The sequence below is a fragment of the Vibrio sp. VB16 genome (genome assembly GCF_015594925.2).
Taxonomy (GTDB): Bacteria; Pseudomonadota; Gammaproteobacteria; order Enterobacterales; family Vibrionaceae; genus Vibrio.
The window spans coordinates 2321509-2335959 of record NZ_CP087590.1; the positions used below are offsets into that span (position 1 = coordinate 2321509).

Annotated in this window: 14 protein-coding genes and 1 tRNA gene; 8 read left to right on the forward strand and 7 right to left on the reverse strand. The window is 41.3% G+C overall.

Annotated elements, in window-relative coordinates; genetic code table 11:
* Positions 1-215: 215 nt before the first annotated feature.
* From IUZ65_RS10435 to IUZ65_RS10450, 4 genes are all read right to left on the reverse strand, one after another.
* A complete protein-coding gene (locus tag IUZ65_RS10435; RefSeq protein WP_195703666.1) occupies positions 216-2330 on the reverse strand; it encodes an ATP-dependent DNA helicase in 2115 nt (704 codons plus the stop codon).
* Between the two features lie 167 nt (positions 2331-2497).
* Positions 2498-2737 carry a helix-turn-helix transcriptional regulator gene (locus IUZ65_RS10440; protein ID WP_195703667.1) on the reverse strand — a complete coding sequence of 80 codons (240 nt, stop codon included), beginning with the start codon at positions 2735-2737 and terminating at the stop codon, positions 2498-2500.
* An 88-nt stretch (positions 2738-2825) separates the two neighbouring features.
* A complete protein-coding gene (locus tag IUZ65_RS10445; RefSeq protein WP_195703668.1) occupies positions 2826-3014 on the reverse strand; it encodes a helix-turn-helix transcriptional regulator in 189 nt (62 codons plus the stop codon).
* Between the two features lie 44 nt (positions 3015-3058).
* A complete protein-coding gene (locus IUZ65_RS10450) occupies positions 3059-3262 on the reverse strand; it encodes a helix-turn-helix transcriptional regulator (protein ID WP_195703669.1) in 204 nt (67 codons plus the stop codon).
* A 212-nt stretch (positions 3263-3474) separates the two neighbouring features.
* Between IUZ65_RS10450 and radC the strand changes: the two genes are divergently transcribed.
* The 4 genes from radC to IUZ65_RS10470 all read left to right on the forward strand — a co-directional run bounded on the left by radC (position 3475) and on the right by IUZ65_RS10470 (position 6722).
* Positions 3475-3939, forward strand: a complete 465-nt coding sequence (radC, locus tag IUZ65_RS10455) for a RadC family protein (RefSeq protein WP_195703670.1) — start codon at positions 3475-3477, stop codon at positions 3937-3939.
* A complete protein-coding gene (locus IUZ65_RS10460; RefSeq protein ID WP_195703671.1) occupies positions 3936-4385 on the forward strand; it encodes a DUF2787 family protein in 450 nt (149 codons plus the stop codon). The genes radC and IUZ65_RS10460 overlap by 4 nt, the downstream gene beginning before the upstream one ends.
* 15 nt (positions 4386-4400) lie before the next feature.
* A complete protein-coding gene (locus IUZ65_RS10465; RefSeq protein WP_229638040.1) occupies positions 4401-4862 on the forward strand; it encodes a DUF2787 domain-containing protein in 462 nt (153 codons plus the stop codon).
* An 888-nt stretch (positions 4863-5750) separates the two neighbouring features.
* The gene (locus IUZ65_RS10470) at positions 5751-6722 is read left to right on the forward strand and encodes a hypothetical protein (protein ID WP_195703672.1); all 972 of its coding nucleotides are present in this window, start codon (positions 5751-5753) and stop codon (positions 6720-6722) included.
* Between the two features lie 135 nt (positions 6723-6857).
* Here IUZ65_RS10470 and IUZ65_RS10475 read toward each other — a convergent pair whose 3' ends face one another.
* From IUZ65_RS10475 to IUZ65_RS10485, 3 genes are all read right to left on the reverse strand, one after another.
* Entirely contained in the window at positions 6858-7232 is a 375-nt protein-coding gene (locus IUZ65_RS10475) for a hypothetical protein (protein ID WP_195703673.1), read from the reverse strand.
* 312 nt (positions 7233-7544) lie between these two features.
* On the reverse strand, positions 7545-8783 hold the full coding sequence (locus tag IUZ65_RS10480) for a tyrosine-type recombinase/integrase (protein WP_195703674.1): 1239 nt from the start codon (positions 8781-8783) through the stop codon (positions 7545-7547).
* 329 nt (positions 8784-9112) lie between these two features.
* Positions 9113-9200 (reverse strand) — tRNA-Ser (locus tag IUZ65_RS10485).
* A gap of 331 nt (positions 9201-9531) precedes the next feature.
* On the opposite strand from IUZ65_RS10485, the gene IUZ65_RS10490 reads away from it, so the two are divergent.
* From IUZ65_RS10490 to IUZ65_RS10505, 4 genes are all read left to right on the forward strand, one after another.
* Positions 9532-10161, forward strand: coding sequence for a response regulator (locus IUZ65_RS10490; RefSeq protein WP_195703675.1), 630 nt, complete (start codon positions 9532-9534; stop codon positions 10159-10161).
* A complete protein-coding gene (uhpB, locus tag IUZ65_RS10495; RefSeq protein WP_195703676.1) occupies positions 10158-11741 on the forward strand; it encodes a signal transduction histidine-protein kinase/phosphatase UhpB in 1584 nt (527 codons plus the stop codon). The genes IUZ65_RS10490 and uhpB overlap by 4 nt, the downstream gene beginning before the upstream one ends.
* A gap of 36 nt (positions 11742-11777) precedes the next feature.
* Entirely contained in the window at positions 11778-13109 is a 1332-nt protein-coding gene (uhpC, locus tag IUZ65_RS10500) for an MFS transporter family glucose-6-phosphate receptor UhpC (protein ID WP_195703677.1), read from the forward strand.
* A gap of 304 nt (positions 13110-13413) precedes the next feature.
* Complete coding sequence (locus IUZ65_RS10505) at positions 13414-14451, forward strand: ABC transporter substrate-binding protein (protein WP_195703678.1); 1038 nt, start codon at positions 13414-13416, stop codon at positions 14449-14451.

Genomic DNA, 14451 nt, shown 5'->3' on the forward strand with positions numbered 1-14451 from the left:
ATCACGTCTCTTCTTTATCTTGTTTGTTAAGAGATATATTAATGGGATTGTTTTTTAATGGTGGATTGTAAGGTTACGAAATAGTCTAATTCATATGCTATCTAGTATAATCATGAGGCAAAAAAGAACCCGCAAGTAAAGTAAGAATACATCTTCCACGAATTCGATTTATTGCTCATTCTAATGCCAGACTCTTATTTTCGGAGAACACCCAGTTATTTCCACGATGAATCCAGTAAATATAATCGCTTAGTTGTACGAGTGATTGCGGTGTAGAGCCAACGTAAGTAGTCTTTCGATGGTATGTTAGGCTGTGACTTGAATTTTACAAATACGTGTTCCCATTCGCTACCTTGTGCTTTATGACAAGTGATTGCGTAACCAAACTTAACCCTTAGCGCGTTAAAATACGGGTCCTCTCTTAGTGCTTCATGAAAACCGGAGCTATTGGATCGCAAATGCGCGTGTCGCTCACAAAAATCCTTATACAGAGCCCTATTCTCATCAGGAGTAAGTTGTGGCCGTTCAGAATACAGTAAGCCTTCAAGGATATTTGCGCTGAAAGAACGAGCCCTTCCATCAAAGTCCTTAAATTCTATTTCTACCCCTCGGAAACGAAGTTCAACTTCTATTTGTCGCTCTTCACTTTTTGAATAGACAGTAACGGTTCGAACTTCCGGCCCCCCCAACACCCGTGTCACTCGACCAAACTCACCATTAGAGATATAAAAACCATACCTATCACTATTGGATACTGCGATGACCCTATCACCTGCAGAGATACAACTTTTTCCTGGAAAAAAACGCTCTCTAATGTGCTTGTTATACTCCAGAGCCTCCCGATTGGAACCTGTAACTACAATGGACTTATCGTTGATGTATCCATTGCACGAAGCTAAATACTTCGGTAGAAAGTCAGTATTACAAACTTCTTCTATATCTGACGAATCTGCATCCCAATTAAACTGAAAACTTGAGTTGTTATTTAGCGCCTTACGCAACTCACTCGCGTTCTGCATAACGCTGCTATCTGCCTTTTGCCTAACAACCTCTGTTAACTCATAGCCGTCAGTTTCTAGACCATACTCAGTCAGTAAGTATTCCGGTGATAATGCAGGAGAGTAGCTCATACCAACCGGGGGCAATTGTGCGTTATCACCGATGAAAATAATTTTTTTTCGACTGTCGTCATCGCCGATGTCTACAAATTGTATAAAGTCATTGAGTAGCTTGCTGGAACCACAGCGAAAGAAACTATCATTTCCGATCGAGGCGTTAGAGATCATTGATGCTTCATCAACAATATACACAGTATCGTCGGGTAGCTTATTCTCAGCAACATTCGCAAATATCTTATAAGATTCTGACTCGTCACCATTATCTTCACTCTGGCGTTCAGATAGTTGTTTAAAGGCGTAAATTGCCTTATGGAGAGTGTAAGCTGGGTATCTAGTCTTGGTCGAAATTACCTTGGCAGCTTTTCCAGTCGGAGCCGCTAATATAAAAGTTCGTCCAGTAGATCGTAAGTAATCGGTAACGCCCTTAGTAATGAAAGTTTTACCAGTCCCTGCATAACCCTTTAGTTGAAACACTCGACTGTCATCATTCGAAAGAAACTCTTCCAGTTCCTCTACTCCTTCTTGCTGACCATCAGTCAATTCATACTCTGCGAAAGAATCAAGGAGTGACATATTGTTCAATGTTACCTGTTTCTCGAAATCGATAGATTCAGCAACCAATAATGCTCGCTCTTGAAATGACCGAATCTTCTCATGTTCCATATCTAAGTTGGCACGTGCTATCTCTAACAGCGCTTCGTTTTCTTCAAAGATGAGCTCGTCCAATTCACCTTTAAATACATCTAGCTGTTCCATCATTTCCTCGTCAGACTTAATACACGACTCGGTATATATCCGCTTTGCAGGTATCTTAAAATTTGGATATGGTGTGTTTAATCCGCCATTTTGAGATTTGTATAACCATTGACCTAGCAGGTAAGCTTCTTTGATTAACCACAAACCCATCTCGGGAGTTACTCCATCGTGATAGATAGCGACGTTACCCTTCATTCGGATTGCTTGCAGCTTTTGACTAACCTCTTGTCCTACAACCTGGATGAACAGTTCCGAACTCAATTTGTCAAATAGACTTCGTCCACGTATACAAGGCAGCTGTAGTTCTTTGTATATCTCCCCAACAAACGCCTCACAATAGCAGCTGAGTTTTAGTAGCGCTGATTGAGGGTCATCGTGAACATACTTCTCTGCTTGCTGTGCGTAATACGCCAGTTGTGGGTACTGTTGTTCAAGAAAATTAAAATTCTCAGTCATTTTAGATCCTTATAATTTTAGTTTCTCCATAGACCCACATCTCGCTATGACGTTTCCGATACGACAACGCATACCGAATCTGCAATGCATAGTTAGAGGTAAGATAAATGGCCTATGGGATATATGTAATTGATTGAATGTGTAGTCGAGATATAGGTGTCAGCGAGCTACTTAAACACCTGCAATAGAAGTTGCTGAGTCTGAAGCACGCTTTCTGGTTGTTTAGTTTGTTGACGTACAGCGAATCTTTGTTTTGACCAAGATTCAATCTCACTATCCACCCAGACCACCGCTCTTGGTCCTACCTTTATGTTTTTAGGAAACATGCCTAGACTGATGTACTCGTATATGGTTGAACGGCTTAAGCCCGTCTTCGTTTTTACTTCAGATAGCCGAATAAATCTCATGTTGTTCTCCATGTGCAGATGGGGAGTGTTATTGATGTAGTACTGCTCATGAATGGCAACCTTGTTTAGAACAGCACCATTTGTTGTATCATCGTCTGCTCCTTCTTATTTCTATACCTTCTTGAAGCCATTCGTTAATTTCGCTCTCAAGCCAACCAACTGACCGTGCGCCTAAAGGTATACTGCTCGGAAACTGTTTCTGACTGACTAGATAATAAATTGTTGAGCGGCTTAGACCTGTTTTCTCTGTTACGTCTTTTAACCTTAGTATTTTCATGCAACTCCTCTTTCGTATCTTAACTATCTTTATTTGATATCTGTCTACTTGTGCTCCTCTCGGCTATCTCTGCTTGCAACAAGAGCAACCATCCAGTCATTTATGTCACTTTCTCGCCAAGCTATAGCACCACCACCTAAGTTCATACTTGGCGGAAATAACTTAGCCTTCATATACCGGTAAATAGTGGGTCGCGATAAGCTCGTCAGGAATATCACTTCGTCCATTCTGATGAGTCTGTTTTTCATTTGAACTACCCCTTATGGTCATATCGTTCACATAAGAAGGCGCGCCGTAATTTTTTACCGATAAGATCCAGTAACGTCCTATTGAGCTAGTAATCGATCAAACCAATCGAAACTCAGTTAAAAAAAATCTAAATAGTGACTCTGTCTATCGATTCCAATTTTTTCTACATACATATCATCGAAGTGCATAACCGATACTAGAGGAAATAAAAATGCACGAAGATTACAAAAACGCATTACCAGTGTGCGCCAAGATCATTCTAGAAAAAGCTGCCGATATACTCGCGGACAAATATCTAAGAGGGGACACCTATAGCAACCCGCAAGCAGTAAAAGATTTCCTTACCTACAAGATTGGGGGTCAAGAAAGAGAAGTGTTCACTGTCATGCTGCTGGACAACCAGAACCGTCTCATTGAAGTTAAAGATCTGTTTTACGGCACTATAGACGCGGCAAGTATCTACCCAAGGGAAGTGGTCAAGCTAGCACTGGAGCGAAACGCTGCAGCAGTCATCCTCGCTCACAATCATCCATCTGGAGTATCCGAGCCTTCATCAAGTGACAAACGGATCACTGAGAGGCTCACAGAAGCCTTAGCGCTGGTGGATATTAGAGTACTGGACCATTTAGTTGTGGGTGAGACCACCGTCTCTTTTGCAGAGAGGGGGCTGATATGACCAGAAAACTTAAACGGCACCCTAGGACCACACCAAGCATAGAGTTATACCGGTGTTTAAATCAGATAGTCAGCAAACTCGATATACCCGCCAATGCTAAGCGTATTGCTATCAACTTTCGACGCTCAGAGTACTACCAAACCAAAAAAGGCTTTAGACCTGTAGAGATCCAATTGGAGAGACAGAGCAATGATTGGACTATTGTCTTTGTTGCCAGCTTTGCCTATCCCGATGAACACGCGACACAAGTTGATGTTGAACTGTATTTTAACTTCCTTCGTGGCTGGTTCTTTCAGCCGGATATACATAACCAGTGCGACCTGCACCAACCGAAAGTAACTCAACTCTGGAATTCCTGGGAAGTAGCTCTGCTCAAACAAATCAACAATAAAGCGTTTAATGAGCTCAGTGCCACCCTCGTCAGCATAAATAATCAACCCGCATAACCTAAGGAATTAACTATGACTCACAACACTATACAAGCTATGGAGAAAGCTCCGTCCATGATATTTCAACCATGTGTATTGCCCATTTCTAATAAGCTTCACAATGCGATACAGAGCCAGATAGTAAGGCATCAAGCAAACATCAACAGTTCAACCATTACCCTCAATTTCAAAGATAAAAGCTACAGTGCTGAAACGGGTGGATACCATCCCGTCGAGATATCAATAATAAAAGGTAGCAATAGCCAGTGGATTATTTTATACATCACCGATTTTGCGTACTTTGGATTGGGGTACCCAGAACTAGAACGTGATATAGACTTCGACATTGGTAACGCAATGGTATTTGCCACAGGTATGGGGTGGATGGACATTAAAAGCCCAGGTATCACAGAGCTGTTTGAGATGTGGCAAGAGAACTTTCTAGCTTACCTAGATATGGATGTATATGACGATATAGAGATAACCTTCAACTGACAGCCAAAAACTCTGCAGATATATATTATCGTTAAAAAGCCCTTAAGGGGGCTTTACCCATAGAGTATGAAAAACATAACTGGTGCTCAGTGCACCAGAGAGTTAATCGTATTCTTTTTTATCTGCATAGAGTATATGACAGTCTTGGTGACTCTTTAATTGGATTGGAAAAGAAAAAATAAGGGTGTCGTACTTCGTACTCCACTCTTTATAAAAACACCCCAGGACTTTTTTTTCTGATTTCTGACTTCCTTGACCTCAGGAAACCGAAGTTCACTGAGGCCGAAGCACTAATTCACGATTAGCGCTCTCATATATATAGGTATAATTTCTGTAAAAAAAACACGACCGTCGATGCTGACCAAATACTTAGGCTTCTATACTTAATCGATTGGATGCTTCAACATATTGTGACTAACAATTAATTCATCGTACCTAGATAGTTTCTCAACCCTAACACTATTTTCACCCCGTTGAGTTTTAGAAGCTCATTCCATCTTGCAGACTTATGCAGAAAGGACTACCAAAGATATTTCAAATGAATTTTTATTCATAATACCAAAGCCATATTTTTTGAGCTTTTAAACTACTCACATGAAGAGACTGCTCTGGTATTAATTAGTCATAATCTGTTTTTGTCTAAATAATTAGAATTTTAATTTCGATGTTTTATTTTTATGTTTCAGAAACTGCAGTAAATTAAAAAACTCAACTCATAATTTCCCCAAATTTCAGCTCCATCATTCAATTTATCGAGTTGTTATGTATTGTTTAAGTTAAGCTAAACTTCATACTTACATCACATATATACGATCAATAAATAGACTAAAACGCTTATAAAAATCATACTGAAAGTATCTTTATATACTACGTGATAATCTACATATTATGGTAAAAATATCTATTGAAAAGACATATTTTAACTCTTCAGATCCAAATGAAGTCAACTTCTATTACGACAAAATCGTTCTAGAAATTGGTTTAACTACGATTATCGAACCACCGAAGAAAATGAATGCTAAGTTATATAATTTGAATAAACATCTATCTATCGAAGTGACCAAATCAGAATATCAGAAGCTTGAGTTGGTGAAATTACTCTCTTTGGCGTACAAAAATAAAGACTATAACAAAGAGCTACTATTATGGATTAACAAAGAAGACGAAAGGTTAGTTTACTGGGTTTGGCGTTATTTACAGACGTATGAAATTGACTTTGGTAAGGAAACTAACAACCCTATTCGCAAAAGGAGCAACTCATACGTTGAACCATATTCTTATCAAAAACTTGGTTTTCCTACAGAGCTCAACTCCACTAAAGAGAGGTACGATACGATTTACCAATTTTTCAAACAATGGAATCACTATATCAGTTTAAAAATTTTCATGATCTTAGATTTGAAAAACGAATGGAGCAATCGTGTAGCACTAGAGCGTTTTAAATGGTTAGATCCCAAAAATAAAATTCAAAGCGAATGGTTTTTTGACTATATGAACGACTCTCCAGCATCTGGTTGGGGTATAAGTAAACCGGAGAATACACATGAAATGTACTTAGCTGGGCTTAGTTTGTATGACGCTTGGAAACCGGATCACCCAGATCAGAAAAAACTCATGTACCAAAACATGCGAAAAGCTTGGAGTCAAAAAAAATATCGCGACAGTATCGAAGGCAAATTGTCTTATAACATGCTAATGGACAAAGATGTTAAAGATAAGCTGAGCAATTTAGCTAAGTTAAAGGGGGTGAGCAAAAACAAGTTCATTGAATGGCTAATCATGGAGGAGGATAAAAACCGAGCATATATGCAGCCAATGCCACCAAATGTTACAAGTATAGATCGTTGGCCTAAGAAGTAGCATCGTTCATCAATGGCCACCTGTAATTACGTAAACTTTCATGGCCTAATAAACAACTAGCATCCATAGGAAGGTTACGGATCTCCGTTCGTGCCATCTTAAGTTGCGGAAACTGGCAAATTTAATCCAACTCACTCAACCACACTGGGATAGTGTTTTATAAGCATCCAGATAGCGCTGATGTAATTCCATTACTTGATCCCTTGAGAGAGGAAAGCACACGTTAATTTCATTAGTACTCGTATTAGTATGGATTTGGAAATTATTTTCCGCCTCTATGACAAGGTTTATGTTGTAGCGCGAACATACATAAGCAGCACAAGCCAAAGTCTTTGCTTGGTTTGCAATACCAAAAACAACAATGAAGCTTGGGCCAAAACTGTTATCATATTCAGCAGAATAGGCTTGAGCACCTATGGTTAAAGATGACTCTGGTTCAAACTTAATCGCTCCGTCAGTTGAGATTATCAATCCGTCATTGATGTTCTTAGCCACTGATAATTTTATCATTTTTCTTGATTCCATGCTAACCAATTGGTTAAGCAATCATAACCATATAAACCCAATATTAAAAATAGTCACTTCACAGTTTCTTCAAGGCAAAAGTCTAAAAGACTATTGAATTTCCAACCTTGCAAAACTGTGACCGTATTCGTCACTTTTGGAGGCATATACATCGGCCGTATCAGCCCGTACTATCAAAAGCCAACCTTTAGGTGTTGGTAGTAAAGTTCAGACGAAAACTGAACGAACCCAAAATTGTTTAGAACAATAATACAGCTTCGTCGAACAATAAGTATTGAATAGATCAGCTCGTATAGATTACCCCACAGCCCTCATATGAACTTTACCGGTCACCGACAATGATCCAACTGCGGCCTCACAAATATAGTTACTCCACCACTCCATCATTTTACGTCTCCGTTCCAGGTAATCTGTTCGGTTATAAGCTGCACGGATTGCATTTCGATCCTGGTGAGCCAGTGCGGCTTCAATGATATCCGGATCAAATCCTTTTTCATTGAGTGTAGTACTGGCCAGAGATCGCATCCCATGTGCTGTCGTTCTAGATCTAAAGCCAATACGGCCCAATGCCTTGTTGATAGTCTCAGCATCAATAGAACGCTTAGGAAAACGTATAGACGGGAAGATATGTACTCGGTTTTCACTAAATGGGCGTATCCGATCTAGAATTGCAATAGTTTGAGGTGTTAGCGGTATTCGATGCTCACGCTTCATCTTCATTCGTGTTTCAGGAATGATCCATAGATTATTCTCTAGATCAATTTCATCCCAGCGCGCGCCCGCAGCTTCACTTGGTCGAGTCATTGTATGTAGCTGCCATTCAATCAGACATTTCGTTGCTAATTGCATGTTGGCTGTCGCAACGGTCTGTAGCAGCTCTGTTATTTCATGAGGTTTCAAAGCTGCCATGTGTTTAACTTCTGGAGACTCAAATGTCTTACTTACACCGGCAAGCACGTTATGTTGTAACAACCCACTGTTAATCGCGTAGTTCATTACTTCATTAACCAGTTGGATTGTACGCTTAACCGTTTCCAGCTTGCCATTAACGGCAAGAGGTCGTAACGCGCTCTGAACAACCATCGGAGTTAAACTAGCGACTGGTATATCGCCAAATTTTGGAAATGCATAGAGCTCTAGCTTTCGCCAATTGTCATGAACCGTTTTTGGCTTTAGCTTATTTTTTGTTTTAATCCAACCCTCCGCCACAACCATAAATGTATTAGATAACTCTTCTTTGCGTTTAGCTTTTTTATCAATTCGATTTTGTTTAGGGTCAATTCCCTCATTAATAAGCACGCGCATATCATGAGCTTTGTCACGAGCATTTTTTAGCGTCAGAATATCTAAACTTCCTAAGCCCAGCATTGTGGTTTTTCCAGTTATTCTATTCTTGTATCGAAACTCCCAGTATTTGAGTTTGTTTGGCTTAACCTGCAGATAAAGTCCACCACCATCATTAATACGATAAGGCTTCTCTTTACCCTTAGATTCTTTAACTTCTTTGGCAGTTAGTTTGTGCAGTAAATGTGACATATTTTCACCCCGTGTAGGACAATTTAAATGGCTCAAAAAGATGCAGTTTTCTCGCTATACACTTACAATTATAACCGCATGTTTTTATTGAGTTAATTTGTTTTTAAAAGGGAAAGTATCGACAATTTCTTGATGCGCAGATATATGACGTTGCAACCCGATTTAGTGTATATCTCCCAATCCGGGTTTGATTAAATCATACACTCTGTCATACCCCAAATCACCGGATGTTATGAGACGATATGACACGAGATGAGACGCTAACTTATTGATTTAACTAAATTACAGGCATAAAAAAAGACGTCCTAGGACGTCTTGATTCATCAATGTGGCGGTGAGTGAGAGATTCGAACTCTCGATACGTTGCCGTATACACGCTTTCCAGGCGAGCTCCTTCAGCCACTCGGACAACTCACCGAATTTGTGTCGCTGCGTTAACAACGAGGCGCTAATTTAATGATTCTTAGAGGTTTGGTCAAGAGGAAAAACACTAAAAATAGCGCCTATCGCGCCAATTGCCTATAAAACAACCTTTAATTACCTCTATTTAGGCCAAACTCGGGATATTCAGCAAAATTACCGATTCATTTACTTAAATGATTCCAAGCTAACACCTCAATGACGAAATTTATGATCCTATTGCGACAAGTTCTATAATTAATCATCGACTCCATCACACCTCACGCCATCAATTTTGATCATGTTGATTGCTTTTGCGAGTATCCGCAATAATAAAAGGATGATAATTATGATATCTGTTGCCCTAGTTGATGATCATGTCATGGTGCGATCAGGCTTTACCCAGTTGTTGAGTGTCGAATCGGACATCACTGTTGTTGGCGAATATAGCTCAGCCAAAGAGGCATTTACTGCCTTACCTTTAATCGCGCATTTAGATGTTGCGGTAATTGATATCTCTATGCCTGATGAAAGTGGCTTGTCTCTGCTTGCCCGTTTAAAACACATTAACCCTGAACTCAAAGCGATTGTGCTGAGCATCTATGACTCCGCCTCGTTTGTAAGCAAAGCAATTGATGCCGGTGCATTAGGTTACCTATCTAAGCGTTGCGGACCAGGGGAACTGGTTACCGCTATCCGTACCGTCTCTAATGGCGATCGCTATCTGTGTGCTGATGCACTGTTCAACCTGAGCAACGCTGGTGCTCCATCCTCCGCACTGAATGAACTGACCAAGCGAGAAAAAGAGATCTTTGAACACCTTATACAAGGAAGAGATGTCAAAGAGGTCGCATTCGATCTTTCCCTAAGCCATAAAACGGTGCATGTTCATCGTGCGAACATTCTAAGCAAGCTCTCTCTCTCTAATAACGTTGACCTAATCCGATTTGCGATTAGAAATAAACTCTTGCCAGAATGAAGAGTTCAATAGAACACATTGGTAGCCACACATTTACCAGCATATTTACCTTCGTAATCTATAGCGTTACGTGGTTCTGCTTGTGGAGTATTAGTGGCTATCTGGTAACAGATATCCATACTGCGGGGCTTTTTCTGCCCGTTGGCTTAAGGCTGGCAGTACTGTTAATAATGCCTGTCAAGTATTGGTGGGTTATTCTATTCAGCGAGTTATGTATTACCGTTGGAATTGTTCAAGTATTAGAGCTCAATCAATCCGACTTTTTATTGCTCCTTGCGCCCTTTATAAGTGGTGCACTAATACGCCCTATTCAAGCCTGGTGGAAACGATTAGAAACCTATTGGCAGCAACTGCTTGGTTTATTAGTTGTCATCATCATCAATGCATTTTTACAGGCCTGCGCAATTCTACTGCTGAGCAAACCTCTGGGTCTCTCTCTTAACCTCATTTACAGCACCACCATTGCATCTCTAACCGGTGGTATTATTCTTGCGCCGTTCTTTTATCTGTTGCACGACTATTTAAACCGAAAAGTTTGGGTTCCGCTTTCCCCCACTCTTATCCACAAAGAAGTCACATTAAGGCCGTCGGCCTTTTTGTGGATGTCTCTGTTTTTCTGCATCGGCCTTATCGCTGAGCTCAGCTTTAAACAACAGATGGCGTCGCTGCTCTTAATCATTGTTCTACTGCCAAATATCTTTATGGCTTACCGATACGGATGGCAGGGTGGCGTGCTTGCGGCGGTGATGAACAGTATCTTGCTTACCATGGCGAAAAAAGTGATGGGATCATTTGCCACATACGAAGAGATGCAGCTTTTTTTGACCACTCAGGCACTCGTTGGCTTAGGGTTGGGTATTGCCATTAGTCGCCAATATCTTCTATCCGAGAAACTCAAAAGGGTCATCCACGAACTCGCTCATGAGTTATCAGTAAAACAAGAGCTTGCTCGCCAATTGGTGCATGTAGAAGAGGATATTCGCAAGTCGGTTGCGCGTGAGCTGCATGACGAAATAGGCCAGAACATTACTGCGATTCAAATACAAGCAACCCTTGCAAATAGAACGGCGAAAGAAGACAACACAAGACAGATTGCCACGGCGATCAACGATCTGGCTTTTAAGGTCCACAGTGCGACCCGTCATTTGCTGTCTCAATTGAGACCACACATACTCGATGAACTCGGATTAGAAAGTGCGCTGCAACAACTCGCCAATGAAATGAAGTTCTCGGAACGCAGCGTCGATTTTAGATTAAATATTGGGTTTGATACTGAACAACTGGACGAGGTCACCTCCGTGACTATCTATCGCATTGTGCAAGAGCTCATTAACAACGCAACCAAACACTCTCAAGCGACAGAAGTGAACCTCACTTTTTTACCTGGCTCTCTATTTAGCATGGAATATAGAGATAACGGCATTGGCTTACCTGCGAACTGGCGAACGAAAGGGACGGGCTTAAAAGGGCTACAAGAACGTGTCACCGCGCTTGGCGGAAGCTTAACTATCGACGGAGAACTCGGTACTCGGGTATTGGTTAATCTACCCACAAAGAAACAGAATGAACCAACATCATAAACTCATTACCCATTTCAACACTCAAGGATTCACTTCATGTTTGGCATGTTGTCTCAAAAACAACCCGCAACGCTGATAACAGATAAACGGACTATCGATTCTACTTACAAGTATTGGCGATTGCATTTGATGCTGTCCATGTATGTTGGGTACGGTGTTTTTTATTTTACGCGTAAGAGTTTGAATTTCAGCATGCCCGTAATGCTCACCGATCTAGGTTGGGAGCCTTCGGATATCGGTATGATTGCCACTGTCTATTACATCACCTACGGTACATCCAAATTCTTGTCAGGGATGATCAGTGACCAATCAAATCCTCGTTATTTTATGGGTTTCGGCTTGATAGCCTCTGGTGTGATCAATATTTTATTTGGCTTGAGTTCATCACTCACGGTAATGGTTATCTTATGGATGCTCAATGCATTTTTCCAAAGCTGGGGCTGGCCCGCATGCGCTAAGCTACTGACAACATGGTACTCCCGCTCCGAAAGGGGGTTCTGGTGGTCTCTGTGGAATACCTGCATCAACGTAAGTGGCGCATTGCTGCCAATTTTAATAGGTTTTATTGCCATCACTTGGGGCTGGCGCTATGGGTTTATTGTGCCCGGAATCATCGCCATTGTAGTGGGGTTAATCCTATCTTTTCGCATGCAAGACAAACCCACCACCCTCGGTTTGCCTACGGTCGGAGACTGGCGCGATGACCCACTAGAAAAGCAACAGGAAGAAGAAGGAAAAAATCTACCGTTTAAAACCATTATTAAAACCTACGTGTTGGGTAATAAGTACATCTGGTTGCTATGTAGCTCTTATCTATTGGTTTACATCGTCAGAATTGCGGTCAATGACTGGGGCAGTTTATATTTGGTCGAACGGCATCACGTTGATTTACTCACTGCCAATACGGCCGTTTCCATGTTTGAAGTCGGTGGTTTTTTAGGGTCATTGCTCGGTGGTTGGGGCTCCGATAAATTTTTCCACGGCAACCGTGCACCGATGAACCTCATATTCGCCTTAGGCATTTTTATCTCGGTTGCCGCGTTATGGCTAACCCCTATCAATAATATCTATGTTCTCTCTGGTTGCTTGTTCTCTATCGGGTTCTTTATCTTTGGCCCACAGATGATGATTGGTATGGCCGCCGCCGAGTGCTCTCACAAAAGCCTAGCCGGGACAGCAACGGGCTTTGTTGGTCTGTTCGGTTACCTAGGTGCCGCGCTGGCGGGGTATCCACTTTCCATCGTTATTGAACAATTTCAGTGGGAAGGGTTCTTTACGGTGGTCACATTTGCGGCCGCCGCTGTCGGTATGTTGTTGATTCCATTCTTACGGGCACAACAGAGAACCGTTGAAACCAATAGCGTTTAACTGTGAACCCCGTCTCAATACTCACATAAGCAGCCTAAAACTAGGAAAAATTCCTAGTTGGCTAAAAACCTGTCTCACTCTATTTGTTTGTTCTTTTTTTAGTATTGCAGTGTACCCAAAAAGAGTTGTGCATTTGGCAACGTATCATCGCCTAGGCACAAGTCGTACACCTACATAATATGTAGCCCCATTCATTATTTCGGGTCTCTACATAATAAAAGTTGTCACAAAGAAGTGACTGACGCTCGGTTAACAAAGCAAACGCTTTCGTTGCTGAGTGAATACAATAAAAGAGGAAACAAAGATGAAAGGTAATATTAAACGCCATCTCTTAGCCGCTTGTATCTTAGGTTCTACTGCACTTGCTGCCCCGCAAGTTATGGCTGAAGGTCGTTTGGTTATTTACTGCAGTGCGACAAACGCAATGTGTGAAGCCGAAACCAAAGCATTCTCTGAAAAGCATGATGTAAAAACGTCTTTCGTTCGAAATGGTTCGGGTAGTACCCTTGCCAAAATTCAAGCAGAACGTAAAAACCCAAGAGCAGACGTATGGTACGGCGGTACGTTGGATCCTCAATCTCAAGCAGGTGAAATGGATCTACTTACTCCGTATAAATCCGCTGAACTTGAGAACATCATTCCAGAATTTAAAGACCCAGCAAAACGCAAAGGTAACTACTCTTCTGCCGTTTATATGGGTATTTTAGGTTTCGGTGTAAACACCAAGCGTTTAGCTGAAAAAGGTTTAGAGATTCCACGCTGTTGGGAAGATTTGACTAAACCAGAATACAAAGATGAAATTCAGATTGCTGATCCACAAAGTTCTGGTACTGCTTATACTGCACTCGCCACTTTTATCCAGCTTTGGGGTGAAGATAAAGCTTTTGAATACTTCAAAAGCTTAGACAAAAACATCTCTCAATATACCAAATCTGGTGTAACACCTTCTCGTAACTCAGCTCGTGGCGAAATCGCTATTGGTATCGGCTTCCTTCACGATTACTCTCTAGAGCAATCGCAAGGCGCACCTTTAGAGCTTATCTCTCCTTGTGAGGGTACGGGTTATGAAATTGGTGGTGTGAGTATGATTAAAGGCGCTCGTAACGAAGAGAACGCCAAATTATTCATCGACTGGGTACTATCTAAAGAAGGCCAGCAACTTGCATGGCAAAAAGGTAAGTCTTTCCAAATCTTAACGAATGTTGACGCAGAACAATCTCCTTATGCGCTTGACCCTAAGAAACTGGATCTTATCAACTACGATATGAACACTTATGGCGCATCTGATACACGTAAACGCCTAATCAAGAAGTGGGTAAACGTCGTTAAAATGGGCGAATAA

Coding starts and splice junctions, on each gene's coding strand:
- IUZ65_RS10435 (WP_195703666.1), bottom strand. CDS start 2,330: ATGACTGAGAATTTTAATTTTCTTGAACAACAGTACCCACAACTGGCG.
- IUZ65_RS10440 (WP_195703667.1), bottom strand. CDS start 2,737: ATGAGATTTATTCGGCTATCTGAAGTAAAAACGAAGACGGGCTTAAGC.
- IUZ65_RS10445 (WP_195703668.1), bottom strand. CDS start 3,014: ATGAAAATACTAAGGTTAAAAGACGTAACAGAGAAAACAGGTCTAAGC.
- IUZ65_RS10450 (WP_195703669.1), bottom strand. CDS start 3,262: ATGAAAAACAGACTCATCAGAATGGACGAAGTGATATTCCTGACGAGC.
- radC (WP_195703670.1), top strand. CDS start 3,475: ATGCACGAAGATTACAAAAACGCATTACCAGTGTGCGCCAAGATCATT.
- IUZ65_RS10460 (WP_195703671.1), top strand. CDS start 3,936: ATGACCAGAAAACTTAAACGGCACCCTAGGACCACACCAAGCATAGAG.
- IUZ65_RS10465 (WP_229638040.1), top strand. CDS start 4,401: ATGACTCACAACACTATACAAGCTATGGAGAAAGCTCCGTCCATGATA.
- IUZ65_RS10470 (WP_195703672.1), top strand. CDS start 5,751: ATGGTAAAAATATCTATTGAAAAGACATATTTTAACTCTTCAGATCCA.
- IUZ65_RS10475 (WP_195703673.1), bottom strand. CDS start 7,232: ATGATAAAATTATCAGTGGCTAAGAACATCAATGACGGATTGATAATC.
- IUZ65_RS10480 (WP_195703674.1), bottom strand. CDS start 8,783: ATGTCACATTTACTGCACAAACTAACTGCCAAAGAAGTTAAAGAATCT.
- IUZ65_RS10490 (WP_195703675.1), top strand. CDS start 9,532: ATGATATCTGTTGCCCTAGTTGATGATCATGTCATGGTGCGATCAGGC.
- uhpB (WP_195703676.1), top strand. CDS start 10,158: ATGAAGAGTTCAATAGAACACATTGGTAGCCACACATTTACCAGCATA.
- uhpC (WP_195703677.1), top strand. CDS start 11,778: ATGTTTGGCATGTTGTCTCAAAAACAACCCGCAACGCTGATAACAGAT.
- IUZ65_RS10505 (WP_195703678.1), top strand. CDS start 13,414: ATGAAAGGTAATATTAAACGCCATCTCTTAGCCGCTTGTATCTTAGGT.